The sequence below is a fragment of the Streptomyces griseofuscus genome (assembly GCF_014673495.1).
Taxonomy (GTDB): domain Bacteria; phylum Actinomycetota; class Actinomycetes; order Streptomycetales; family Streptomycetaceae; genus Streptomyces; species Streptomyces murinus.
Map to the genome: position 1 here is coordinate 7,712,454 of NZ_CP051006.1, position 22,874 is coordinate 7,735,327.

A 22,874-nucleotide genomic window follows, 5' to 3' on the forward strand; every position below is an offset into this window, starting at 1 on the left:
GCGCACCGCGGCGACACCTTCGCGGCGCCGACACCTTTCACAGCGACGCCCCACCCCCTCGCCCGACCTCCTCGGGCCCGGGAAGTACAGTGGCCCGGTGACGGACAGCATCCGACGGCGGTGGCGCGCCCTGCCCCCCTGGGCCCGGGCCATCCTGGTCGTCGCCATCGGGGGTTTCCTCGAAGGCACCGGCGCGCACGCCGTCGACCTCGCCCGGCACGGACCGCACGCCTACTCCTCCTTCGCGCCCCCGCTCCAGGTCTTCTTCATCGCGCTGACCGTCCTCGACCCCCTGGTCGCGGTCCTGCTGCTGTGCGCACGCGCGGCGGGCGTCCTGCTCGCGGCCGTCGTGATGACCGCGGACGCCCTCGGCAACTGGTACGTCAACTGGTCCTGGCTGCGCGCCGACTGGGCCCGGCTGCTGCACCCGGTGGGGATGCTCCCCATCACCCTCTTCGCCCTGTTCGTCCTTGTCTCGGCGATCCCGCTGGCACGTGTGCTGACCGCACCGCGGCCGGTGCCGGTCGGCTGATCTCCCCGTGGTGCGACGGCCGTTGATCCGCGAGGATGCTGCGGACACGGGCCGTCCGGTACGGCGGCCGGCCCCCGACGCAATGGAGCGCACCGATGACTTCTCCCGCCCCCCAGGACCTCGTCGTCACCCGGGCCGGTCTCGCCGACTGGCCGGTGATCAGCGGGTGGGCGGCGGCGGAGGGCTGGAACCCCGGACTCGCCGACGGACCCGCGTTCTTCGCCCAGGACCCCGAGGGCTTCTTCCTCGGCCGGATCGACGGGGAGCCGGTCTCGGCCGTCTCCGTCGTCAACTACGGCGCCGACTACGCCTTCCTCGGCTGCTACCTCGTCCGCCCCGACCTGCGCGGCCACGGACACGGCCTCACCACCTGGAAGACCGCCCTGGCCCACGCCGGTACCCGCACCATCGGCCTCGACGGGGTCGTCGCGCAGCAGGACAACTACCGCCAGTCAGGCTTCCGACTCGCCTACCGCACGGTCCGGTTCACCGGCACCGCCCCCGAGCCGGACACCCCCGCAGGAGTCCGCCCGGCCGGACCCGCCGACCTCGCCGCGATCACCGCCTACGACAGTGCCTGCTACCCCGCCGAGCGCCCCCGCTTCCTCGCCGAGTGGCTCACCGCCCCGGGCCACCACACCGTCGTACGGCACCAGGACGGGCGACTCACCGGGTACGGCGTGATCCGCCCCGGCCACGAGGGCCTGCGCGTGGGCCCGCTGTTCGCGGACAGTGCCGAGGACGCCCGCGCCCTGTTCGCCGCGCTGGCCCGGGAGGCCGCCGGACGCGAACTCGCCGTCGACGTGCCCGAACCCAACGCCGCCGGGATCGCCCTCGCCGAGGCCGCCGGACTCGCCCCCTCCTTCGAGACGGCCCGCATGTACACCGGCCCGGTCCGCGCCCACGCCCAGGACCGCGTCTTCGGTGTGACCACCCTCGAACTGGGCTGACCGGGTTAATGCGTTGCCGCGCCCCCTCCGGCGTGATCGGGTGGGCGGCCATGGAGAAGAACGAGATCCTCGCCCGGTACGACCGGGACCTGCGTCAGAACGCCGTCCCCGACGGCCCCGGCGCCCGGGTCGAACGCGTCGGGGAGGTGGTGCGGCAACTCGCGGACGCGCACGGCTGGAACGGCGTGCTCTGGACCGGGCTCGACGAGGCGGGCGCGGACGCGGCGATCCAGGAGCAGATCGCCGCCTTCACCGCCCTCGGCCATGACTTCGAGTGGAAGCTCTACAGCCATGACCGGCCCGCCGACCTCGGCGACCGGCTCACCGCGGCCGGATTCCGGGCCGAGCCGGCCGAGACGCTGATGATCGGCGAGATCGACCGGCTCGACCTGGACGCCCGGCTCCCTGAGGGCGTACGGCTGGTGGAGGTCGTGGACGAGGCGGGCGTCGACCTCTTCATCGAGATGCACGAGACTGCGTTCGGCACCGACGGCACCTTGATGCGCCTGCGGCTGCTCGACCAACTGGCCGCCGATCCCGACGCGATGGTCGCCGTCGTCGCGCTGGCCGGGACGGAGACCGTCAGCGCCGCCCGGATGGAACTGGTGCCCGGCACCCCGTTCGCCGGCCTGTGGGGCGGCGGCACCGCCGAGGCTTGGCGGGGCCGGGGCCTGTACCGCGCCCTCGTCGCCCACCGCGCCCGGATCGCCGCCGCCCGCGGCTACCGCTACCTCCAGGTCGACGCCTCGCCCATGAGCCGCCCCATCCTGGAACGGCTCGGCTTCCTGCCGTTGAGCATCACGACCCCGTACCTCTATGAGATCAAGGGAAATTGACGGTACGTCAACGACGTGACCTCGCCCGATCGAGTGCGCTGATCCCCACCGCCGCCAGGGCGATCTGGATGAGCCACTCGATCCAGTCGGGCCCCTTGGTGTCCGCGACCCCGAGCCCCGCCGCGATCGCGGAGCCGATCAGCGCGGCCACGATGCCGACGACAATCGTCCACAGCACCCCGATGTGCTGCCGCCCCGGCACGACCAGCCGGCCCAGCACACCGATGATCAGGCCGATGACGATCGCGCTGATGATGCCTGAAATCTCCATCTCCACCCCTCCGCACCGCGAAAGCCCGTCTTGGGAGAAGGTGCCCGCTGCGGGCGCGGACAGTCCGGCGCGCTTTATTGCCGGGACTTTCTGTTCATCGGCGCTTCATGCCATGTACCTTTCAAGCCATCAACGCGTGTAGAACCCTCAAGCGGGTTCTACGCGCGCAGATTTGGCGCGCCGTAACTCCTTCTCCCCACACCCCACAACGGAGGTTCGCCGGATGCTCGGATCCAAGAGATCCCGACGCAGAGTCACCACCGCACTCGCCGGTCTCGGCCTGCTCCTGACCGGAGCGGCCGTCCAGGTCGGTGCGAGCGCCCCCGCCCAGGCTGCGACCACGCACCGGGTCCTGTTCGACAACGCCCACGCCGAGACGGCCGGCAACGCCGACTGGGTCATCTCCACCAGCCAGCCCGACCCGCTGGGCCAGAACGCCAACCCGCAGTCCGAGACGGACTGGACCGGAGCGCTCTCCTCCTGGGGCGTGGCGTTGCAGAAGACCGGTGACTACAGCCTGAAGACGCTGCCTTCGGGTCAGAGCCTGACCTACGGCGGCTCGTCCGCGCAGGACCTGTCGAACTTCGACACGCTGGTCCTGCCGGAGCCCAACACGCTGTTCACGAGCGCCGAGAAGACGGCGATCATGAACTTCGTGAAGAACGGCGGCGGTCTGTTCATGATCTCCGACCACACCGGTGCCGACCGCAACAACGACGGCAGCGACGCGGTCAAGATCCTCAACGACCTGATGACGAACAACGGTGTCGACAACACCGACCCGTTCGGCTTCTCCATCGACTCGCTGGACATCAGCTCCGGCTACCCGGCCGCGATCAGCGACAGCTCCGACCCGGTGCTGAACGGCTCGTTCGGCAAGGTCACCAAGAGCCTGTTCGCCGACGGTACGACCGCCACCCTCAAGCCCGCCGACAACTCGGCCGTCAAGGGCCTGGTCTATCGCAGCGGTTACTCGGGCAACACCGGTGCCTTCTTCCTCACCAGCACCTTCGGCTCCGGCCGGGTCGCGTTCTGGGGCGACAGCTCCCCGATCGACGACGGCACCGGCAGCCCCGGCAACACCCTGTACGACGGCTGGAACGACACCGGCGCCACCAACGCGGCGCTCGCCCTGAACGCCACCGCCTGGCTCGCCGGTGACGGCGGCACCAGCGGTGGTGGCGGTGGCGGCACCGGCGGCGGTGGCACGGGTGGCGGCGGCACCGGCACCTGCGCCGCGGGCCAGCTGCTCGGCAACAACGGCTTCGAGTCGGGCAACACGACCTGGAGCGCGTCCGGCAAGGTCATCACCAATGCCGCGGGCGAGTCGGCCCACTCGGGTTCGTACTACGCCTGGCTCGACGGCTACGGCACCGCGACCACCGACACGCTGTCCCAGTCGGTGGCCGTCCCGGCGGGCTGCACCTCGGCCAAGCTGAGCTTCTACCTGCACGTCGACACGGCCGAGACCTCGACCACCACCGCCTACGACACCCTCAAGGTGCAGGTGCTGAACGGCTCCGGCACGGTGCTCGGCACCCTGGCGACGTACTCGAACCTCAACGCCGGCTCCGGCTACACCCAGCGCAGCTTCGACCTCAGCAGCTACGCGGGACAGAACATCACCCTTCAGTTCACCGGCACCGAGGGCTCCAAGTACCAGACCTCGTTCGTCGTGGACGACACCGCGCTCAACGTGAGCTGAGCGCATCCGCACGCGAGGGGGTGGGTCCGGCGGGACCCACCCCCCTCGTCATGCCGCCGGCACGGTCCGCTCCGGGGTGTTCCAGCCGGAGACCCGCACCCGCGGGGCCGCGCCGTGCAGATCGGCTGTCCGGTAGACGGCGGTCAGCGTCACCGACTCGCCCGGCCACAGCCCGACCTCGTTGTCCGACCAGCGCACCGGCAGCACCGGCGCCCCGCGTCCGTCGACCAGATGCACATCCGTCAGCAGCGAGGGCGTCCGCCCGTCCGTGGTGTTGCGCAGGGTCACCGTGGTGGTCGAAGTGCCGCCGTCCGACCGGGTGGTGGCCGTCGCCGCGACCGGGACCTGCGCCATCGAGGCAAGTCCGGTGAGGTCGGCGTAGCCGGTCGTCGGGGTGTACCACCAGGTGGTGCGCGGCCAGTCGAGCGTGTCGTGCTCGCCGGAGAGCCAGTACACGTTCCGGCTCACCTCCCGGCCGTCCGCGTCGGTCAGCACCAGCCGCAGCAGATACGTCCGCGACAGCCCGGGCACCGAGTCCGGCAGGGTCAGTGCGTTCGTGTGGGCCCCGTCCCCGGCCACCGAGAGCCCGGCGGCCGTCCCGTCGTAGCGCAGGGTGCCGTCCGGGTCGAAGAGCGTGGCCCGTGCGGACAGGCCCCGCAGCGTCGTGTGCCGGTTGTTCACCACCGTGACCGTGCGGTCGTCGTAGCCGTACTGGACGTGCAGCGGCTCGTTGGCCTTCTTCGCGCCGAAGTAGGCGCCGTTCTGGTCGAGATAGCGGTCCGTCAACTGCCAGTGCAGGGACGTCCAGCCGCTGTTGAACATCCAGTGGATCACCCCGGTCGCGGGCTCCTCGGGGTCCGTCGCGTTGCGGCCGTACGCCTCGAACTGGGCCCGCACGTTCTCGTACTGGGCCAGCTGCGCCTTGCGGACGTAGTCGGCCAGGCCGGTGGGGGCGCCGTAGCGGGCGGCGAGCGCGGCGTCGTAGAGCGAGAGCGTGCCGAAGGTGGCGGACGGCGAGCGGTGGTACTGCTTGGCCCCGGGGTCCCGCCAGAGGCTGTCCAGCTCGGCCGGGGTGAGCATCCGGCGCAGGGTGTCCAGGGTGGGGATGCTCGGGCCCGCGCTGGTCTCGGAGTTGAAGCCGGTGGCCCCGCCCTCGCGCTTGGCGTACCAGTACTCCGGCGGCACCCAGTCGTAGGGCCCGGTCATCTTCATGCCCGAACTGCCCAGCTGGGGCGAGGACTTGTCGGAAGCGGCGGAGACGACCGGGAGGTTCCAGTCGGCGGCCCGCAGCGCGTCCAGGTAGTTCTTCTCGATCGTGGCGTCGGGCGCGAAGTCGCTGCCGACCAGGAAGGAGATCACGCTCGGGTGGTCCCGCAGCCGGGCGGCCTCGGCGGCCATGGACGCCTTCGCCACCGGATAGTCGGCCGGGGTCCACTTCTCCCCGTTCTCCGTGCCGTTGACCTGCCCCTCCCACTTGGTGCAGCACTCCCAGCCCGGCAGCGTGAGCACCCCGTACCGGTCGGCCAGCTCGAAGAACTCGTCCGGCTCCAAGTGGCCTTCCAGGCGAAGGGTGTTCAGGCCGAGGTCGACGGCGTACCGCAGCCGGTCCTCGGCGTAGCCGCGGTCCCAGCGCAGGAACTCGTCCGGCGACCAGCCGCCGCCCTTGATCAGCAGTGGGCGGCCGTTGATCCGGTACTGGCGGGCCCCCGCCGCGTTCAGCGGTGCCTGGACATCACGGATGCCGAAGGACTCGTGCGCGGTGTCGGAGACCGTGCCCGAGACCCGCGCGGTCAGGTCGAGGTCGTACAGCGGCTGTCCGCCCATCCCGGCCGGCCACCACACCTTGGGCGCGGCCAGGCGCAGTCGGGGCACCTCGGCGGGGGAGAAGGTGACGGTCCGTGTCTCATGCGCGGCGAGCCGGAGCGTCCCGCCGAAGCGCGTCGGGCCGATGGCGCCGGTGACCTCGGCGGTGACCGGCGCGTCGGAGTCGTTGCGGGCCCGGGCCCTGACCGTGAGGTCGGCGGTGGCGAGGGACGGCACGGCCAGCTTCGTGACCACGTGCGCGTCGCGCAGCGCCACCGGGCCGCCCCGGCGCACCAGGACGTCCCGGACGATGCCCATGTTCCGGTCGGGCGGCGGCTGAAGCCAGTCCAGCCAGCCGATGGTCAGGTCCTTGCTCGGCTCGTTGGGCCGGATGCGGAAGGCGACCGTGTTGACACCTGGGCGCACCAGGGCGGTGACGTCCAGCTCATGGTGGGTGTAGGCGCCGGTCACGTCCCGCGCGGCGGCCACCTGACGGCCGTTGACGTAGACGTCGGCGGCGGAGACTACCCCGCTGAAGTCGAGCAGGGTGCGCCGCGCGGTGTCGGCGACGGTGAAGTCGGAGCGGTACCACCAGGGCACCTCGAAGTCGGCCTTCGGGATCTTCGCCAGATTGGTGGAGCGGAACGGGTCGTCGTACACCCCGGCGGCCAGCAGCGCGGCCAGCACCGTGGAGCGCGGACCCGCCGGGTACCAGCCGCGTGCCGGGTAGCCGGGGGAGGAGACGGCCGCGGGGGAGTCGCCCACCTTCGCCGTGGACTGGATGGCGAAGGCGGCGAGCGGGGTGGTGGTGCCGGCGGCCGAGGACACGGGCGTGATCCGGGTGGGTGCCTTCAGCTCCGCGACCGGGCGCAGTGGGGGCGCGGGGACATGGGGGTCGGCCCACGCGCCGGTGGTGAGGTAGCCCAGCAGGGCGAGGAGTCCGGTGGCCGTGGCGAGCCGATGTCCGGGGGCGGGGCGAGGGAACACAGACGGTCTCCAGGCTCGTAAAGTTAGGAAACTTTACTAACCGGGCTTAAGCTAGGTCGCCGTCCCAGGACTGTCAACGACCGTCGCCACAGCGCCCGCTGAATATCCGTCAACCGCCTTCACCCGGCGCGCGGATTCTCGTAGGGTCCCCTCCCCGACGCCTCCAGGAGTCCCCATGTCCGGTAGCCCGCCGCCCCCGGGCGGCTTTGTCCGCCGGGTCGGGCTGTTCCAGGCCACGGCCATCAACATGAGCCAGATGTGCGGCATCGGCCCGTTCGTCACCATCCCGCTGATGGTCGCCGCGTTCGGCGGGCCCCAGGCGGTCATCGGCTTCATCGCGGGCGCCATCCTCGCGCTGTGCGACGGGCTGGTCTGGGCCGAGCTGGGCGCCGCGCTGCCCGGCTCCGGCGGCAGTTACGTCTATCTGCGCCAGGCCTTCCGGTACCGCACCGGGGGACTGATGCCGTTCCTGTTCGTGTGGACGGCGATGCTGTTCGTGCCGCTGATCATGTCCACGGGCGTGGTCGGCTTCGTCCAGTACCTCGGCTATCTCGCCCCCGGCCTCGGCGGCCCGGCCGGCGATCTGATCGGCCTCGGCGTCATCGCCCTGGTCGTGCTGCTGCTGTGGCGCGGCATCGAGCACATCGCGCGGATCACGGCCGTGATGTGGACCGTGATGATCGCCTCGGTGATCCTGGTGATCGCCGCCGCCGCGACCGACTTCAGCCCCCATCTCGCCTTCACCTACCCGGCGGGCGCCTTCGACCTGACCGGCGGCCACTTCTGGGCCGGCTTCGCCGCGGGCCTGACCATCGGCGTCTACGACTACCTCGGCTACAACACCACCGCCTACATGGGCGCCGAGATCAAGGACCCCGGCCGCGTCCTGCCGCGCTCCATCGTCTACTCGATCCTCGGCATCATGGCGATCTACCTGCTGCTCCAGATCGGCACGCTCGGCGTGGTCGACTGGCACCGGATGAGCGACCCGGGCGACATCGCGTCCACCTCGGTGGCCTCCGCGGTCCTGGAGCGCACCTGGGGCAGGGGCGCTGCCGACACGGTCACCGTGCTCATCCTGATCACCGCCTTCGCCTCGGTGTTCACCGGACTGCTCGGCGGTTCCCGGGTGCCGTACGACGCCGCGCGCGACCGGGTCTTCTTCCGGCCGTACGCCAGGCTGCACCCCCGGCACCGCTTCCCGACGCTGGGCCTGGCGACCATGGGCGTGATCACCGCGGTCGGTTTCCTGATCGGCCGGCACACCGATCTCGCGACCCTGATCCAGCTGCTCACCACCGTGATGGTGATCGTGCAGGCGCTGGCCCAGATCGTCGCCCTGACGGTACTGCGCTCCCGGCGGCCGGATCTGCGCCGCCCGTACCGCATGTGGCTCTACCCGCTGCCGTCCCTCGTGGCCTTCGTCGGCTGGTGCGTGATCTACGCCTGTGCCGACCGCAACTCACCGGGCCGCCACCCCGTCGAATGGTCCCTGGCCTGGCTGATCCTCGGCTGCGGAGCCTTCCTGGTCTGGGCGCGCCGGGAGAAGGTGTGGCCGTTCGGGCCGAGGGGGACCGAGGAGGAGCGCCCGGCCGGACGGGACGCCGAGACCGTGTGAGCCTCAAGGGGCTATGATCCGATCAGCGTGATGAGCCTCCCCGGCCGGACGAGAGTCCGCCCGGGGAGGCTCTCGTTCATGACCGACTTGAGCGAAAACATGAACGACACGAGGACCGCGGACCTTCGCGTCCGCCTCGCGACCATCGACGACCGGCCCGCCGTGGAGCGGCTGTGGCTGATGTTCCGTCATGACATGTCCGAGTACCAGGGCGGACTGCCCGCGGCCGACGGCACGTTCCGCAGCGAGCGGCTGGAGTCCGCGTTCACCGGCGACGGCTGGGCGCCGTACCTGCTGACCTGCGGGGACCATCTCGTCGGGTTCGCCTTCGTACGGGGACTCGACGGGCCGGTGCGCGTGCTGAACAGCTTCTTCGTGGTGCGGGGCGCCCGGCGCGGGGGAGTGGGACTCAGGGCCGTACAGGAGGTGCTGCGGCGGCATCCGGGGCGGTGGGAGGTGGCCTTTCAGCGGGACAATGCGGGCGGGGCGGCCTTCTGGCACCGGGTCGCGGAGGAGGTCGCGCCGGGTGCGTGGAGCCGTACCGAACGGGCCGTACCGGGGCGGCCGTCGCTGCCCGCCGACCTGTGGCTGAGCTTCACCGTGCGCCGCTGAGCGGGTCCCCGGACGAGAAGGGCGCGGGGCAGGGAAGAGGGCCGGTCCGCTGGGCGCACCGGCCCTCCGTCCTTCTTCCTTCCGTGTTCTTCTTCCCTTTCGCGTTCTCGACGATCCGCTCCTTCCTCGTGCGTTCTCGTCGTGCTTCCTTCCCCGCTAAGGCCTGGGCGTGCTCTTCGTGGCCTTGGTGGCCTTCGCCGACGTCGCGGCGCAGACGATTCCCAGGAGGAGGGCCAGTGCGCCGATCACGATGTTGTTGATGATCACACCGGTGTCCGGGGCGCTCCCCACGATCCACGGGGCGATGATCATCCAGACGCCCAGCGCGCACATCGCCCAACTGAGGCCGTACATCCGCTCGGGGGCCCTGGTGAATCCCAGCGCCAGCAGCCCGATCGCGATACCCATGATCAGGTTGTGGGTCATGAGCGCCGGCTGGCTGGCGGTGTAGTGCAGGATCCAGGGCGACGCCGCGCAGTACAGGCCGAGCAGGAACACCGGCCCGTCCACGAGCGCCACATCACGACCGCCGAGCATGCGGTCGTAGCGTTCCCGCATTTCGGAGACATCGGGGTGGGTCGACATGTCACCCCTGTGCGAGACGTTGGCCATGACTTTGGTCTCCTTCGGATGCGCAGGCCAGACCAATGGTGGATGCGGTGTTCAGCGAGCACCGCGCTACCCATTTTGCGCCTGTTCGCGACTTATGTGTAGCGGAGGAGCCGGTTGTCATGTATGGGGTTGTTCCGCAGGGTTTGGTACAACCTTCAATCGGCCGGACGGGTCTTCGTGGGGGCGAGCGACGCGCCGGCCCTGGATTTCCATGGTGGCCCCGTCCAGGCCCAGTTGGGCGCCGAGAACGGCATCCCGTTCGCCGGGTCGAGATGCGGTTCCCCGAGGGCGTGACCGTGCTGAGCGTCCCGGAGGGCTGCGGGCCCGCGCCCATCACCCTGGGGGCGATCAGTGCGGGAGTCATCGGCGCGGAGGACGAACCGGGCCCGCCCGCATGGGTCGTCGCGGCGGGCGCCGCCGCCCTGGCCGGGGTCATCGGCGGGGTTCTCGCCCTCGTCCGCCGTCGCGCACGCTGACCTCCGAGGCGGTCACGCTCCCCGTGGACCCGGACCGGCCGTACGGCGCCGGCCCGGCGTGGACGGCCGCCGTGGGCGAGCCACGCCCCGTCCGCCCGGACGCGCCCGCACCGGGCCCAGGGGGGGGCGACACGCCGTACCACGGCCCCCGCGGCCGACCGATGGGGCCGCCCCGTCCGCCCGTATGACTACCATCGTGTAGACGGTCCGCACACGGACGACGAGGAGGGTGAGGACATTTCCATGACCGAGGACGCCAGGGACGAACGCCGGCCGGCCGGTGGACTGGAGGCCAGCGTCATGGCCGCGCTCTGGGCCGCCGACGGGCCCCTGACCCCCGGGCAGGTCCAGGCCGGCCTGGGTGCGGACCTGGCGCGTACGACGGTGACGACGATCCTCAGCCGCCTGCACGACAAGGGCGTCGTCGAACGGCAGCGCAGGGGCCGCGGCTTCGTGTACTTCCCCGTCCAGGAGGTCCAGGACGCCCATGGCCTCACCGCCCGGCGGATGCACACCGAGCTGGACCGGGACAGCGACCGCGAGACCGTACTGGCCCGCTTCGTCGCCCAGCTCAACCCCGACGACGAGCGCATCCTGCGGGACCTCCTCGAATCCGACGGCTGATGAGAGCCCCCGGCCGATGACCGCCCTGCTCCTGCTGCCCCTGCTGCTGCCCTGCGCCCTGCCGGTGCTGGCCCGGCGGGCCCTCGCCCGGCTGGCCCCGGCCGCCGCGCTGTGGGCCGTCACGCTCTGCGCCGTGGCCCTCGCCGGCTGCTCACTGGCGGCGCTCGGCGCCTTCGTGCTGATCGGGCTGCTCAGGCTCCCCCTGTTCGCCGCGTTCGGCGAGTTCATCCACCCGCTGCACACCGCCTCCGCCCTGATCGTGGTGCCGGCCGCCGCCACCTCGGTCGGCGTCCTCGCCGTCTGCTGCTGGACCCTCGTCCGCTCGGTGCTGCGCCAGAGCCGGGCCTTCCGGATCGCCCGCACCGAGGCCGGGCGGCGGCCCGCCGCCGGTGATCTGTGCGTGGTGGACTCGCCCCGCCCCGACGCCTACGCGCTGCCCGGCCGCCCGCACCGCATCGTCGTCACCACGGCGATGCTGCGCAGCCTGGACGGGCCCGAGCGGGAGGCGCTGTTCGCGCACGAGCGGGCGCACAACGAGGGCGGCCACCACTACTTCCTCGCCGCGGCCGAACTCGCCGCGCACTGCCACCCCGCGCTGCGACCGGTCCGTACGACCATCCGGCTGGCCGCCGAGCTGGCCGCCGACGAGGCCGCCGCCGCGCGGGTGGGGGACCGGCGGCTGACCGCGCGGGCCATCGCCCGTGCCGCTCTCGCCGGGCACGCCGCCCGCACCCCGCGGCCGGACTTCGCCGCCGCGGCGACCACGGGGCCGGTTCCGCAGCGGGTGCAGGCCCTGCTGGGCGCGCCCGGCAGGCCCCGCGCGGGCCGGGCCGTCGCCGCGCTGCTCATCGCCTGCACCGCCCTGTCCGGGGCGGCCGCGGCGGCCGGGCTGGTGGACTTCCATCACCGGGTGGAGGTCGCGCAGGGCGAGGAAACGCCCTGACGCGGCGAGGCACGGACCTCACGCGGCGAGCCGTGGACCTGACGCGGCGAGGCGTTGACACGACGCGGCGGGGTGCGGGCGCCTGACGCGGCAGGGCCGGATCGCCGCGGTGCGAAACCGGCGAAGCGCCCTTGCGTGAACTCCCCGGACGGCCTTGTCACGACACCCGTCCGACGTCTTCGCGACGCGCGTAGACAACTCCCCGGCAACGCGCGTAGACAAGGATCTGGTTTTACGTATAACCTCACCGGCTAACCAACCCCGTCGGCACCGTCGGCCGTCTGATCGACCCCGGTACAACCCCTGCTGAGGAACGCCCTGCCATGACCGCCCCCCGCATCGACACCGACACCCTCCGCCGCCTCCCCAAGGCCGTGCTGCACGACCACCTCGACGGCGGTCTGCGCCCCGCCACCCTCGTGGAGCTGGCCGCCGAGGTCGGGCACCGGCTGCCCACCACGGACCCGGACGAGCTGGCCGCCTGGTACGTCGAGGCCGCCAACTCCGGTGACCTGGTGCGCTACATCGCCACCTTCGAGCACACCCTCGCCGTGATGCAGACCCGCGAGGGCCTGCTGCGCACCGCCGAGGAGTACGTCCTTGACCTCGCCGCCGACGGCGTGGTCTACGGCGAGGTGCGCTACGCCCCCGAGCTGAACACCCGGGGCGGGCTGAGCCTCGCCGAGGTCGTGGAGAGCGTGCAGGAGGGCCTGGCCGCCGGTATGGCGAAGGCCGCCGCCGCGGGCACCCCGGTGCGCGTCGGCACCCTGCTGTGCGGCATGCGGATGTTCGACCGCGTCGCCGAGGCCGCCGATCTGGCCGTGGCCTACCGGGACGCCGGCGTCGTCGGCTTCGACATCGCCGGTGCCGAGGACGGCTTCCCGCCCGCCGACCACCTGGCCGCCTTCGAGCACCTGCGCCGCGAGAGCGTGCCCTTCACCATCCACGCCGGCGAGGCGTACGGCCTGCCCAGCATCCACCAGGCGGTCCAGGTGTGCGGCGCCCAGCGCATCGGGCACGGCGTGCGGCTGACCGAGGACATCGTGGACGGCAAGCTCGGCCGGCTCGCGTCCTGGGTGCGCGACCGCCGGATCGCCCTGGAGATGTGCCCCACCTCCAACCTCCAGACCGGCTGCGCCACCTCGATCGCCGGGCACCCGATCACCGCGATGAAGGACCTCGGCTTCCGGGTCACCCTGAACACCGACAACCGGCTGGTGTCGGGCACCACGATGACCCGGGAGATGGCGCTGCTGGTCGAGGAGGCCGGCTGGGGCGTCGAGGACCTGCGGACCGTCACGGTGAACGCGCTCAAGAGCGCGTTCATCCCGTTCGACGAGCGCACGGCCCTCATCGAGGACGTGGTGCTGCCCGGCTACGCCGCCGCGCTCTGAACCAGCCCCTTGAGGTAGGCGGCCTGTCCGATGTGCTGGAGATCGTCGGACAGGACGCTCACCAGGCGGGCGCCGAGCGTGACCGGCGGGTCCCAGCGCTCGTCCACGATGCCTTCGAGATCCTTGGCGGCCAGTGAGCGCAGCGCGCCCAGCGTCCGCTCGTGCACCGCGTCGTAGTACCCGCTCAGCAGGTCGGCGCCGGTCACCCGTACCTTCGCGACCTTGGCCGGGGTGTGCCCGTAGCCGGTGTCGGCGCGCGGCAGATCGAGTCCGAACCGCTTCTCCCAGCCGTCGGTGAGCCACACCTGGTCGAGGCCGAAGGCGTCGGCGATGTGGTCGTCCTGCACCCGGGTGAGATGCCAGACCAGCCAGGCGATGGTGTTGGCGCCCGGGGCCGGGCTGTGGTGCAGCTCGTCCGGTCCGAGGCCGTCGACGGTGTCGTGGACTTCTTCCTGGATACGGCCGTAGCCGTCGATGAGGATGTCCTTGGCATGCATACCGTCCACCATCACAGATGGACGGCGCGGTCGCGTCCGCAGTTCAGGACGACCGGTACGGCGCCAGGCCCTCCGCCTCCAGCAGCGCGAGGAGGGCGCGGGCCGCGGGGCTGGTGGAGTGCTCGTGCGGCAGCAGGGCCACCGTCTCGTACTCGGCCTCGCCCGCCCCCTTGAGCGGCAGTGCGGTCAGCGTGGGCCGCTTGTGCCGGAAATGCCGGGGCACGACCGCGATGCCCAGGTTCTCGTCCACCAGGTCGAGCAGCGTGTGGACGTCGTTGACCTCCAGCGCGACCGTGCGCCGTACCCCCGCCGCGGCGAAGGCGGTGTCGGTGGCGCGGCGCGGGCCCCAGTCCGGGTGGAAGTCGACGAAGACCTCACCGGCGAGGTCGTCCGGGCACAGCAGCGTCCCGGTCGCGGCGAGTCGGTGCCGGGGGTGGCACAGCACGGTCATCGGCTCGCTGGTCAGCGACACCGAGCGCAACTGGTCGCCGTCCGCCCGGGTGCGGTACGCGAAGGCCAGGTCCAGGCGCCCCGCCGCGACCTCCTCCGCCAGCGCGCCCGAGCCCGCCTGGCGCAGCCGGATCTCCACGTCCGGGTGCTCGCGCCGGAACGCGGCCAGCAGCCGGGCCACATGCACCCCGGCGATGCACTGCTCGGTGCCCAGCGCCAGCGTGCCGCGCAGCACGCCCTGCACCGCCGCGACCGCCTCGTGCGCCGCGCGCACCTGCGCGAGGATCCGTTCGGCCTCCACCAGCAGCGCGCGTCCCGCCTCGGTCAGCGTGACCCGCCGTGTGGTGCGCACGAACAGCGGCGCCCGCAGCTCCCGTTCCAGCGCCCGGATGGACGCGGACAGGCCCGACTGGGACACCATCAGCCGCTCGGCGGCCCGGGTGAAGTGCTGGTCCTCGGCGACCGCGACGAAGTGCTGGAGATGGCGCAGTTCCATGATTGAGCAGCCTAGCCGCTCAATTCCATCCGATTCTCCCATTGGACCGCAGGGCGCAGCCCGGGGAATCCTGGACCGGAAGATCCGTGCCCACCCCCTGGAGTCGCGTTGTACACCGCATCCCCCGACCGCTACGCCGAGATGCCCTACCGGCGCACCGGACGCAGCGGCCTCAAGCTCCCCGCGCTGTCGCTCGGCCTGTGGCACAACTTCGGACCCGACCGCCCCGAGGAGACCCAGCGGGCCATCCTGCGCCGCGCCCTCGACCTCGGCGTCACCCACTTCGACCTGGCCAACAACTACGGCCCGCCGCCCGGCGCCGCCGAGTCCGCGCTCGGCGCCGCCCTCGCCGCGGACCTCGCGCCCTACCGCGACGAGCTGGTCATCTCCACCAAGGCCGGCTACCTCATGTGGCCCGGTCCGTACGGCGAATGGGGCTCGCGCAAGTACCTGCTCGCCTCGCTCGACCAGAGCCTCGCGCGGATGGGCCTGGAGTACGTCGACATCTTCTACTCGCACCGCCCCGACCCGGACACTCCGCTGGAGGAGACGATGGGCGCCCTGCACACGGCGGTCCAGCAGGGCAAGGCGCTCTACGTCGGCGTCTCCAACTACTCCGCCGAGCAGACCCGGGAGGCCGCCCGCATCCTCGCCGACCTCGGCACCCCGCTCCTCATCCACCAGCCGCGCTACTCGATGCTCGACCGGCGCCCCGAGGACGAGGGCCTGCTCGACACCCTGGACGAACTGCGGGTCGGCTCCATCGTCTACTCCCCGCTGGAGCAGGGCCTGCTCACCGGCCGCTATCTCAAGGGCGTCCCGGAGGGCTCCCGCGCCGCCGGCGACAGCCCCTTCCTCAAGCCCGAGGCGGTCACCGAGGACCTCGTCGGACGGCTGCGCGCGCTCCAGGAGATCGCCGGGTCCCGCGGCCAGAGCCTCGCCCAGCTGGCCCTCGCCTGGGTGCTGCGCGGCGGCAGGGTCACCTCCGCCCTGGTCGGCGCGAGCAGCGCCCGCCAGCTGGAGGACAGCGTCGGCGCCCTGCGCAACCTGGACTTCGACGCGGCGGAACTGAAGCGGATCGACGCGATCGTACGGCCGTAGCACCGCACCCCTCGCGCCGACCCCCGCACGCGGCCCGGCCTCCGCCCCACCCGGGGCGGGGAGGCCGGGCCGCGTGCCGTCACGCACCCGCGGGGACCCGGTCCAGGAACCCCAGGACCTGGCGGATACGGCCCTCGCCGTCCAGCGTGACCACGTCGAACCCGGCGACCGGTGCCGAGCCGTCGGCCTCGTTCACCAGCTCCCAGCCGAAGCGCGCAGTGTCGTGGTGCCCGTCCACCGTGCCGAGCGGACGGAAGACGAACCCCGGGAACTGCTCGTGGGCCGCGGCGATCACGGCCGCCACGCCCTCGTGCCCGCGGACGTCGGCGAGCGGGTCGGTGTAGGAGCCGTCCGCGGCCCAGGCGGCGGCGACCGCCTTGCGCAGCGCCTCCGGCTCGGTGGCGTTCCAGGCCTCGAAGTAACGCGCGGCGGCGGTCTCGTAGCGTTCGGTGTTCACGGACATGGTGAATCAGCCTCCATCGGAGTCGTCTGTGCTGGTCGGACCCCGGATCGGGGTTTCGCCGACCCGGTGGAACCACCATGCCCGAGGGGTGCCCGAGGGGTCGATTACCTCCGGGGTCATGCCCGTGGCGGCCCGCAGGACCCCATCATTTCGACCAAAAAGGGTGGGGAATATGCCAACAGAGTGGCCGGAAAGTCGTGGTGACAGTGTTTCGGCCGTGGCGATACTCGAACAGCGAGGGGCACTTCACCGCACGGAGCCGCACGGAGAGCGAGGTCCGCCCGGCACACCGGACGAGGCGACGGGGGAGTGATACGTGCACGACGAATTCCTGTGCCATGTCACGGCATACGGGGTGTGCGGCGGCCGGCGTATCGGCGTACCGCTCGGCACCTACCGTGCGCCGACCCTGGCACTGGCTCTGTGGTGGCTGCGCGACCGCGCGTCCTGGATCGCCGAGCGGCTCGACCCCACTCCGGAGGCCGCCCCCTTTCCGGCGGGGGCGCTGGTGCCGGTCGCGGAGACGGTCGCCGACGTACCCGCGCTGCTGCGCGCCTGGTGCGCCGACGACGGCCAGCAGGAGCGTGTGGCCGAGGAGCTGGCGGAGGGGCGGCTGGTGCGGATCGCGGCGAACGACGACACCACCGAGTACGAACTGCTCGCCGAGTCCGTCGACGCCCTACGGATGCAGCGCACCGTTCCCGCGCTCGTGGTGCCCATCGGGTGACCGCCGCCCGTGGCGCACCACCGGGGCGAGCAGCGCGCCGAGGAACCCGGCGACCAGCCCCCACAGCGCGCCCAGACCCACCGCCTGCCAGATCCGCGGCCGCAGCAGCAGCTCCCCGGACAGCCCGCCGCCCAGGTCGCCGATGCCGAGCAGGGACAGCCCGTAGTGCGCGGAGATCCGGCACAGCAGACAGATCGCGAGCAGGGTGAGGCCGAGCGCGACGGCGAGCCGCACGGCGTGCAGCCATGGCGGGGTCCGGGGCGGTGAGCGCAGGGCCGCCCGGACGGCGACCCCGAGCAGCAGCACTGCGGCCGCCACCGGCAGCCAGGCCATCCGGCCGTCGTACTCCGTCAGGGTGCGCAGATTGACCTCCGAGACATCGGGGGTGCGCAGCAGCACGTCCAGGATGTGCGGGACCGGCAGCCCGAACGGGCCGTCCACCCGGCCGTTCCAGGTCGCGCCGAGGCCGACGGTCAGCGCGGGCCAGACCAGGTTGGGCAGGCCGAGCAGGATCAGCGCGAACGTCGCCCGCGCATGCCCCCGGGAGGCCGCCGTGACGAGCGCGACCACGAGGCCCACGACGACCGCGGCCAGCAGCAGCTCCACCATCGCGCGGGCGACGGGACGCGCCCGCTCCCGCCACCGCGGCAGCCGCCCCGGCAGCGGCACCCGGCGCGCCGCCAGCAGCGCCACCACCAGCACCCCGGCCAGCCACAGCAGCGCGAACAGCACGGTCGGCGGCACGTCCGCGGCGAACCCGATCCGTGGCTCCGCCTCGAACAGCGAGGTCAGATCGTTGAGCGTGCCGCTGCCCACGTCCACCGCGAACGTCTCCCGGGCCGCGAGAGCGAGCCCGGTCAGCGCCAGCAGCCACAGGACGACGATCCGCGCGGCCCACCGGGCCAGTTCCCCGGCCGAGGCGACCGTGCGGTGCCGCAGCGGGCGCAGAAAGCCCGCGCCGACCACCAGGGCACCGGCCAGCGCCACCGACAGGGGGAGTACGGTGATACCGGCCTCGGTCCTGGCCAGGGCGCCCGCGTCGCCGGCGAGCCGGATGCTGCCGCCGACCGCCGTCACCACGGTCGCCGCCAGCACCCGGGGGAACGCGCCGTCCGGCAGTCCCGCCGCACCCGCCGCCCACAGCCCGGCCGCGGCCACCAGCACCATCACCGCGAGCCCGGTCAGCACCACGGCCAGCGCCTGGGGCCAGCCGTGCCGGGCGGCGGGCCGCGCGGAGACGGTCACAGGGCTCACGCCTGCCACGCTAAGCAGCGGCCGGGCACCCCGCCCGCCGGGTGGTCCGTCCGCGCCGCGGACAGGCCGGGGCAGTGACGCTCGCCACTGTGCGCGGTCGGCGAACGCCTGGACTGCCGTGCGCGGCTCGGGGTAGGAGGACTGGTGCGAATACGGCCGAACGGACCGGGCCCGTGGCCCGCGAGAGAGACAGCATGACCGAGCATCTGGACGGGGCAGTAATACCGACCGGTTTCGACGTACCCGTCGAGCCGCTGAGACGCGCGACGCATTTCACCGGCGAGCCCGGTTGCATCGCCGAGGCGCGGGCCTTCGCGGCCCAGTTCCTGGAACAACTGCGCACCGAGTGGTGCGCGGACATCGGCCGCGGCGCGGACGGAGAGCTGCTCCTGGTGGTGAGCGAGCTGGTCACCAACGCCGACCGGCACAGCGACGGCCCCTACATCCTGGAGCTGGAGGGCACCGACACCGCCGTCACGGTGTCCGTCTGCGACAGCAGTACGGCGCTCCCCCAGCTCTTCCCGAAGAACCCGCAGCGCATCGGGCGGCACGGCCTGGAGATCGTGCACGCGCTGGCCACCGAGGTCGCCGTCGAGCGGATCCCGGTCGGCAAACGGGTGATCGCCCGCTTCATGCTGCGACGCTGAACGCCCGGACCGTCTCGGTGCCGGGCGTTCAGCGTGCGGTTGAACCCTCTTCTTGCCTCGTCCGCCTCGCGGCTCAGGCGCAGCCCAGCTCGCCCAGCATCCCCTGCCGCAGCCGGGTGATGATCCGCTTGATCAGCCGGGAGACATGCATCTGGGAGCAGCCGAGCTGTTCCCCGATCTCAGCCTGGGTGGCCTCCTCCACGAACCGCAGATGGATGATCTGCCGGTCCCGCTCGCTCAGCTCCGCCATCAGCGGCGCCAGCGCGTGGAAGTCCTCCACCAGGCGCAGCCCCTCCTCCTCCACTCCGATGAAGTCGGCGAGCACCGCCTCGCCGTCCTCCGGGCCGTCACCCGTGAGCGCGGCGTCCAGCGAGGAGGAGTTGTAGCCGTTGGCGGCCAGCTGCCCCTCCAGCACCTGCTCCTCGGAGAGGTTCATCAAGGTGGCCAGCTCGGCGACCGTCGGATCCCGGTCCAGGCGGCTGGACAGCTCCTCGCGCGCCTTGGCCAGCTCCACGCGCAGCTCCTGGAGCCGCCGCGGGACGTGCACCGCCCAGGTGGTGTCGCGGAAGAACCGCTTGATCTCACCGACGATGTACGGCAGCGCGAAGGAGGTGAACTCCACCTCCCGGGACAGCTCGAACCGGTCGATGGCCTTGATCAGCCCGATCATGCCGGTCTGGACGATGTCCTCCATGTCGTCGCCGCGGCCCCGGAAACGGCCGGCCGCGAACCGCACCAGCGACATGTTCATCTCGATGAGGGTGTTGCGCGCGTACTGGTACTCGTGGGTCCCCTCCTCCAGCTCGGTCAGCCGGCGGAAGAACTGGCGGGACAGCTGACGCGCGTCCCGCGGGGCCACGGACGTGGGGTCTGCGATGCCGGGCAGAGTCCCCGTGTCCGTCCCGTCCTGCTCGGTCCTCTCGACGACCACTGTCTGCGACCGCATGCCGGCGGTATCCATTACCTCTCCCACGAAAGTCACGGTTCGACGTCTGCCCTTTTCGGCCTCTGCGTCCGGTCCCTGCGCTGTTGTGTTCTCGGCGCGTACCCCGGATCCGGCAGATCATTCCTACCGGATCGGGTCGCTCACGGCGCGGGTACCCCCGGTGACTCGGCGCATGCCCGCCTCGTACAGCACTGGCTGGAAATCGTCGTTCCGGTTAGGCCCGCACACCTGAGTGGCCTCCCTCCGGCCGTGCGACATTTATCCGTGGCTCCGGGAAGAACGCCCGCACACCCCCGGTCGGCGGGTCAGGCCGCACCGATGAGTTTTCGGCCGTGCGCCGGTCTGTACTCCGACCGTGTTTCCCCCATCCAGGAGGTGCTCATGACCACCGAAGGTTTCACCACATGCCTCTGGTTCGACGGCCAGGCGGAGGAGGCCGCGCACTACTACGTGTCGATCTTCAAGAACTCCCGCGTGGAACGGGTCGGCCGCCACACCGACGCGGGGCCCGGCCCGGCGGGCTCCGTGCTGGCCGTCGAGTTCACGGCCAACGGCCAGCGGTTCATGGCGCTCAACGGCGGCCCCCAGTTCACCTTCAACGAGTCGGTCTCCTTCCAGATCTTCTGCTCCGACCAGCGGGAGATCGACCACTACTGGAACCGGCTCACCGAGGACGGCGGCGAGGGCGGCTCGTGCAGCTGGCTCAAGGACAAGTACGGCGTGTCCTGGCAGGTCGTCTACGACCGGCTGCTCGACCTGCTGAACGACCCCGACCCGGAGAAGTCCGCCCGAGTGGCCCGCGCCATGATGAGCATGGGCAAACTGGACGTCGCCGCCCTGGAGAGGGCCTACGCGGGGGACTGACCCGGGGGACGGCCTCACCCGGCCTCGGTGCCTCACCCGGCCTCGGTGAGGATCTCGGCGATCACATGCCGGGAGTTCTCCGCCAGGGCCGGGTTGGTGTCCCAGTAGTACGGCAGCTGGATCAGCGCGACCGACAGCGCCCAGCCCCGCCCCCGCGCCCACTCGGCGTCGTCCGCGCCCGCCGCCTCCCGGAAGACGCCCCGCGCGGAGGCGGGCAGCAGATTCCACGCCGGCATGAGGTCCACCGCCGGATCGCCCACCCCCGCACAGCCGAAGTCGATGACCGCGCCGAGCCGCCCGCCGTCGACCAGCACATTGCCGGGGGACAGATCGCCGTGGGCCCACCGCGGCGGCCCGCCGTGCTCCGGGGCGGAGGCCGCCCGCTCCCACAGCTCCGTGACCGCCCGCGCGTCCACCCGGCCGCCCAGCTCGGCGACCGCCGCGCGGGTGGGCTCGTCCCGCTCGGGCAGGGGACCGCCCCGGTAGCCGGTCGGCGCACCGTCCGCCTCGACGCGCCGCAGCGCCCGTACGAACAGCCCCAACTCCTCGGCCAGCAGCTCCGGTTGCTCCACCGACCCGGCCACCGGATTCGTCCCCGCGAGCCAGCGGTAGACGGACCAGGGCCAGGGGAAGTCCTCGTCCGGCTCACCCGCGCCCACCGGCTCGGGCACGGCCACCGGGAGCCGCGGTCCCAGCAGGGGCAGCCAGCGCCGCTCGTGCGCCAGGTCCGGGACCGCCCCGGGATGCCGGGGGAGCCGTACCACCAGCTCGCCGCCCAGCCGGAACATGGCGTTCTCGGTGCCGGAGGAGGCGAGCCGTCGTACCGGCAGCGCGGACCAGTGCGGAAAACGGCGCGCGATCAGGCGCCGGACCAGCGGGGCGTCGAGATCCAGTTCGTCGGCGTGCATCCTCGATGTGTTCACAGCGGCCATCCGAGCGCGCCGACGCCCTTGCTGTCGAGGGGATTTCAGCGCCCCGGCACCAGCACCGCGGCGCCGTCGAAGCGGCCCGCCTTCAGATCGCGCAGCGCCTTCGGGGCTTGGTCGAGCGGATAGGGGTGGGTGGTGGCGCGGACGCCGCAGCGGGCCGCCAGAGTGAGGAACTCCCGCCCGTCCGCACGGGTGTTGGCGGTGACGCTGCGCAACTCCTTCTCGTAGAACAGGTCCGTCTCGTAGCGCAGCGGCGGTACGTCGCTGAGGTGGATGCCCGCCACCGCCAGCACCCCGCCCCGGTCCAGGGCGCGCAGCGCGACCGGCACCAGATCGCCGACCGGCGCGAAGAGGATCGCCGCGTCCAGCGGCTCCGGCGGTTTCTCGTCCAGGTCCCGCGCGGAGGCCGCGCCCAGCTCCAGGGCGAGCCGCCGCGAGACCTCGTCCCGGGTGATCACATGCACCGTGGCGCCCTCGGCGAGCGCGACCTGCGCGCACAGATGGGCGCTGCCCCCGAAGCCGTACAGGCCAAGGCGCCCGCCCCGCGGCAGCGCGGACCGGCGCAGCGCGCGGAAGCCGATGATCCCGGCGCACAGCAGCGGCGCCGCCGACACATCGTCCAGCGCCTCGGGCAGCCGGTAGGCGAAAGCGGCAGGCACCGTCGTGTACTCAGCGTAGCCGCCGTCCGCGTCCCACCCGGTGTACTGGGAGCGCGGGCACAGATTCTCGGCGCCCCGCGCGCAGTAGGCGCACACCCCGTCGGTGCGGCGCAGCCAGGCCACGCCCACCCGGTCGCCCGGCGCGAAGCCGAACACCTGCGAGCCGAGCCCCGCCACCTCGCCGACCACCTCGTGTCCGGGCGTCACCCCGGCCCGGCGCACCGGCAGCTCGCCCTCGGTGACATGCAGATCGGTCCGGCACACCCCGCACGCCCGCACCCGCACCAGCAGCTCGTCCGGACCCGGTGCGGGCACCGGCCGCTCCACCAGCTCCAGCGGCTCGCCCTCGACCGGCCCCGGCGCCACCACCGACCACGCCCGCATCGTCATCGCCCAAGCCCTTCCGCAGACGGCCCCCGTCCAGTGTCCGACAGCGCCCCGCTCGGCGCGCGGCCCGGCCGGGGGCTGGCTAGCGTGA

24 protein-coding genes are annotated in these 22,874 nt (G+C 72.3%); 14 read left to right on the forward strand and 10 right to left on the reverse strand.

Annotated elements, in window-relative coordinates:
• The first annotated feature begins 97 nt into the window (after window positions 1-97).
• The 3 genes from HEP81_RS34880 (at window position 98) to HEP81_RS34890 (ending at window position 2,318) form a co-directional block, all read left to right on the forward strand.
• A complete protein-coding gene (locus HEP81_RS34880; RefSeq protein WP_037655645.1) occupies window positions 98-532 on the forward strand; it encodes a hypothetical protein in 435 nt (144 codons plus the stop codon).
• A gap of 95 nt (window positions 533-627) precedes the next feature.
• Entirely contained in the window at window positions 628-1,482 is an 855-nt protein-coding gene (locus HEP81_RS34885; RefSeq protein ID WP_037655644.1) for a GNAT family N-acetyltransferase, read from the forward strand.
• A gap of 50 nt (window positions 1,483-1,532) precedes the next feature.
• The gene (locus tag HEP81_RS34890; protein WP_037655885.1) at window positions 1,533-2,318 is read left to right on the forward strand and encodes a GNAT family N-acetyltransferase; all 786 of its coding nucleotides are present in this window, start codon (window positions 1,533-1,535) and stop codon (window positions 2,316-2,318) included.
• Window positions 2,319-2,325: 7 nt separating this feature from the next.
• On the opposite strand, the gene HEP81_RS34895 is transcribed toward HEP81_RS34890, so the two are convergent.
• The gene (locus HEP81_RS34895; protein ID WP_037655643.1) at window positions 2,326-2,589 is read right to left on the reverse strand and encodes a GlsB/YeaQ/YmgE family stress response membrane protein; all 264 of its coding nucleotides are present in this window, start codon (window positions 2,587-2,589) and stop codon (window positions 2,326-2,328) included.
• A gap of 223 nt (window positions 2,590-2,812) precedes the next feature.
• Between HEP81_RS34895 and HEP81_RS34900 the strand changes: the two genes are divergently transcribed.
• Window positions 2,813-4,294, forward strand: coding sequence for a M6 family metallopeptidase (locus HEP81_RS34900; protein ID WP_037655642.1), 1,482 nt, complete (start codon window positions 2,813-2,815; stop codon window positions 4,292-4,294).
• Between the two features lie 48 nt (window positions 4,295-4,342).
• On the opposite strand, the gene HEP81_RS34905 is transcribed toward HEP81_RS34900, so the two are convergent.
• The gene (locus tag HEP81_RS34905; RefSeq protein WP_037655640.1) at window positions 4,343-7,084 is read right to left on the reverse strand and encodes a glycoside hydrolase family 2 protein; all 2,742 of its coding nucleotides are present in this window, start codon (window positions 7,082-7,084) and stop codon (window positions 4,343-4,345) included.
• A 175-nt stretch (window positions 7,085-7,259) separates the two neighbouring features.
• On the opposite strand from HEP81_RS34905, the gene HEP81_RS34910 reads away from it, so the two are divergent.
• Together HEP81_RS34910 and HEP81_RS34915 are read left to right on the forward strand one after the other, a co-directional pair.
• Window positions 7,260-8,702, forward strand: coding sequence for an APC family permease (locus HEP81_RS34910; RefSeq protein ID WP_078967365.1), 1,443 nt, complete (start codon window positions 7,260-7,262; stop codon window positions 8,700-8,702).
• Window positions 8,703-8,780: 78 nt separating this feature from the next.
• Window positions 8,781-9,314 (forward strand): GNAT family N-acetyltransferase, encoded by a 534-nt coding sequence (locus HEP81_RS34915; protein WP_243279688.1) that lies wholly within the window; start codon window positions 8,781-8,783, stop codon window positions 9,312-9,314.
• A gap of 156 nt (window positions 9,315-9,470) precedes the next feature.
• On the opposite strand, the gene HEP81_RS34920 is transcribed toward HEP81_RS34915, so the two are convergent.
• A complete protein-coding gene (locus HEP81_RS34920) occupies window positions 9,471-9,926 on the reverse strand; it encodes an SPW repeat protein (RefSeq protein WP_037655638.1) in 456 nt (151 codons plus the stop codon).
• A 290-nt stretch (window positions 9,927-10,216) separates the two neighbouring features.
• Between HEP81_RS34920 and HEP81_RS34925 the strand changes: the two genes are divergently transcribed.
• The 4 genes from HEP81_RS34925 (at window position 10,217) to HEP81_RS34940 (ending at window position 13,363) form a co-directional block, all read left to right on the forward strand.
• On the forward strand, window positions 10,217-10,402 hold the full coding sequence (locus tag HEP81_RS34925; RefSeq protein ID WP_154823779.1) for a hypothetical protein: 186 nt from the start codon (window positions 10,217-10,219) through the stop codon (window positions 10,400-10,402).
• 243 nt (window positions 10,403-10,645) lie between these two features.
• On the forward strand, window positions 10,646-11,026 hold the full coding sequence (locus tag HEP81_RS34930; protein WP_037655634.1) for a BlaI/MecI/CopY family transcriptional regulator: 381 nt from the start codon (window positions 10,646-10,648) through the stop codon (window positions 11,024-11,026).
• 16 nt (window positions 11,027-11,042) lie between these two features.
• A complete protein-coding gene (locus HEP81_RS34935; protein ID WP_037655632.1) occupies window positions 11,043-11,969 on the forward strand; it encodes a M48 family metalloprotease in 927 nt (308 codons plus the stop codon).
• Between the two features lie 323 nt (window positions 11,970-12,292).
• Window positions 12,293-13,363 (forward strand): adenosine deaminase, encoded by a 1,071-nt coding sequence (locus HEP81_RS34940; RefSeq protein ID WP_037655630.1) that lies wholly within the window; start codon window positions 12,293-12,295, stop codon window positions 13,361-13,363.
• Here the strand turns inward: HEP81_RS34940 and HEP81_RS34945 are convergent.
• The gene (locus tag HEP81_RS34945; RefSeq protein WP_037655879.1) at window positions 13,345-13,860 is read right to left on the reverse strand and encodes a mycothiol transferase; all 516 of its coding nucleotides are present in this window, start codon (window positions 13,858-13,860) and stop codon (window positions 13,345-13,347) included. The two genes, HEP81_RS34940 and HEP81_RS34945, sit on opposite strands and share 19 nt — an antisense overlap.
• A 43-nt stretch (window positions 13,861-13,903) precedes the next feature.
• Window positions 13,904-14,806, reverse strand: coding sequence for a LysR family transcriptional regulator (locus HEP81_RS34950; RefSeq protein ID WP_037655628.1), 903 nt, complete (start codon window positions 14,804-14,806; stop codon window positions 13,904-13,906).
• A gap of 108 nt (window positions 14,807-14,914) precedes the next feature.
• Between HEP81_RS34950 and mgrA the strand changes: the two genes are divergently transcribed.
• The gene (mgrA, locus tag HEP81_RS34955; RefSeq protein ID WP_037655625.1) at window positions 14,915-15,907 is read left to right on the forward strand and encodes an L-glyceraldehyde 3-phosphate reductase; all 993 of its coding nucleotides are present in this window, start codon (window positions 14,915-14,917) and stop codon (window positions 15,905-15,907) included.
• A 79-nt stretch (window positions 15,908-15,986) separates the two neighbouring features.
• On the opposite strand, the gene HEP81_RS34960 is transcribed toward mgrA, so the two are convergent.
• Window positions 15,987-16,370, reverse strand: a complete 384-nt coding sequence (locus HEP81_RS34960; protein ID WP_037655623.1) for a nuclear transport factor 2 family protein — start codon at window positions 16,368-16,370, stop codon at window positions 15,987-15,989.
• A 316-nt stretch (window positions 16,371-16,686) separates the two neighbouring features.
• On the opposite strand from HEP81_RS34960, the gene HEP81_RS34965 reads away from it, so the two are divergent.
• On the forward strand, window positions 16,687-17,097 hold the full coding sequence (locus tag HEP81_RS34965; RefSeq protein WP_037655621.1) for a hypothetical protein: 411 nt from the start codon (window positions 16,687-16,689) through the stop codon (window positions 17,095-17,097).
• Here the strand turns inward: HEP81_RS34965 and HEP81_RS34970 are convergent.
• Window positions 17,050-18,351, reverse strand: coding sequence for a streptophobe family protein (locus HEP81_RS34970; protein ID WP_051850152.1), 1,302 nt, complete (start codon window positions 18,349-18,351; stop codon window positions 17,050-17,052). The two genes, HEP81_RS34965 and HEP81_RS34970, sit on opposite strands and share 48 nt — an antisense overlap.
• 194 nt (window positions 18,352-18,545) lie before the next feature.
• Between HEP81_RS34970 and HEP81_RS34975 the strand changes: the two genes are divergently transcribed.
• The gene (locus HEP81_RS34975; protein WP_037655619.1) at window positions 18,546-18,998 is read left to right on the forward strand and encodes an ATP-binding protein; all 453 of its coding nucleotides are present in this window, start codon (window positions 18,546-18,548) and stop codon (window positions 18,996-18,998) included.
• A gap of 73 nt (window positions 18,999-19,071) precedes the next feature.
• On the opposite strand, the gene HEP81_RS34980 is transcribed toward HEP81_RS34975, so the two are convergent.
• On the reverse strand, window positions 19,072-19,959 hold the full coding sequence (locus tag HEP81_RS34980; RefSeq protein WP_037655617.1) for an RNA polymerase sigma factor SigF: 888 nt from the start codon (window positions 19,957-19,959) through the stop codon (window positions 19,072-19,074).
• Window positions 19,960-20,325: 366 nt separating this feature from the next.
• On the opposite strand from HEP81_RS34980, the gene HEP81_RS34985 reads away from it, so the two are divergent.
• Entirely contained in the window at window positions 20,326-20,808 is a 483-nt protein-coding gene (locus HEP81_RS34985) for a VOC family protein (protein WP_037655615.1), read from the forward strand.
• A gap of 32 nt (window positions 20,809-20,840) precedes the next feature.
• On the opposite strand, the gene HEP81_RS34990 is transcribed toward HEP81_RS34985, so the two are convergent.
• Window positions 20,841-21,740 carry an aminoglycoside phosphotransferase family protein gene (locus HEP81_RS34990; protein ID WP_037655614.1) on the reverse strand — a complete coding sequence of 300 codons (900 nt, stop codon included), beginning with the start codon at window positions 21,738-21,740 and terminating at the stop codon, window positions 20,841-20,843.
• A 35-nt stretch (window positions 21,741-21,775) separates the two neighbouring features.
• Window positions 21,776-22,780 (reverse strand): zinc-binding alcohol dehydrogenase family protein, encoded by a 1,005-nt coding sequence (locus HEP81_RS34995; protein WP_172624365.1) that lies wholly within the window; start codon window positions 22,778-22,780, stop codon window positions 21,776-21,778.
• Between the last annotated feature and the right edge of the window lie 94 nt (window positions 22,781-22,874).

Coding starts and splice junctions, on each gene's coding strand:
- HEP81_RS34980 (WP_037655617.1), bottom strand. CDS start 19,959: ATGGATACCGCCGGCATGCGGTCGCAGACAGTGGTCGTCGAGAGGACC.
- HEP81_RS34960 (WP_037655623.1), bottom strand. CDS start 16,370: ATGTCCGTGAACACCGAACGCTACGAGACCGCCGCCGCGCGTTACTTC.
- HEP81_RS34950 (WP_037655628.1), bottom strand. CDS start 14,806: ATGGAACTGCGCCATCTCCAGCACTTCGTCGCGGTCGCCGAGGACCAG.
- HEP81_RS34935 (WP_037655632.1), top strand. CDS start 11,043: ATGACCGCCCTGCTCCTGCTGCCCCTGCTGCTGCCCTGCGCCCTGCCG.
- HEP81_RS34990 (WP_037655614.1), bottom strand. CDS start 21,740: ATGGCCGCTGTGAACACATCGAGGATGCACGCCGACGAACTGGATCTC.
- HEP81_RS34920 (WP_037655638.1), bottom strand. CDS start 9,926: ATGGCCAACGTCTCGCACAGGGGTGACATGTCGACCCACCCCGATGTC.
- HEP81_RS34945 (WP_037655879.1), bottom strand. CDS start 13,860: ATGCATGCCAAGGACATCCTCATCGACGGCTACGGCCGTATCCAGGAA.
- HEP81_RS34890 (WP_037655885.1), top strand. CDS start 1,533: ATGGAGAAGAACGAGATCCTCGCCCGGTACGACCGGGACCTGCGTCAG.
- HEP81_RS34900 (WP_037655642.1), top strand. CDS start 2,813: ATGCTCGGATCCAAGAGATCCCGACGCAGAGTCACCACCGCACTCGCC.
- HEP81_RS34885 (WP_037655644.1), top strand. CDS start 628: ATGACTTCTCCCGCCCCCCAGGACCTCGTCGTCACCCGGGCCGGTCTC.
- HEP81_RS34985 (WP_037655615.1), top strand. CDS start 20,326: ATGACCACCGAAGGTTTCACCACATGCCTCTGGTTCGACGGCCAGGCG.
- HEP81_RS34915 (WP_243279688.1), top strand. CDS start 8,781: ATGACCGACTTGAGCGAAAACATGAACGACACGAGGACCGCGGACCTT.
- HEP81_RS34930 (WP_037655634.1), top strand. CDS start 10,646: ATGACCGAGGACGCCAGGGACGAACGCCGGCCGGCCGGTGGACTGGAG.
- HEP81_RS34910 (WP_078967365.1), top strand. CDS start 7,260: ATGTCCGGTAGCCCGCCGCCCCCGGGCGGCTTTGTCCGCCGGGTCGGG.
- HEP81_RS34995 (WP_172624365.1), bottom strand. CDS start 22,780: ATGCGGGCGTGGTCGGTGGTGGCGCCGGGGCCGGTCGAGGGCGAGCCG.
- HEP81_RS34975 (WP_037655619.1), top strand. CDS start 18,546: ATGACCGAGCATCTGGACGGGGCAGTAATACCGACCGGTTTCGACGTA.
- HEP81_RS34940 (WP_037655630.1), top strand. CDS start 12,293: ATGACCGCCCCCCGCATCGACACCGACACCCTCCGCCGCCTCCCCAAG.
- HEP81_RS34895 (WP_037655643.1), bottom strand. CDS start 2,589: ATGGAGATTTCAGGCATCATCAGCGCGATCGTCATCGGCCTGATCATC.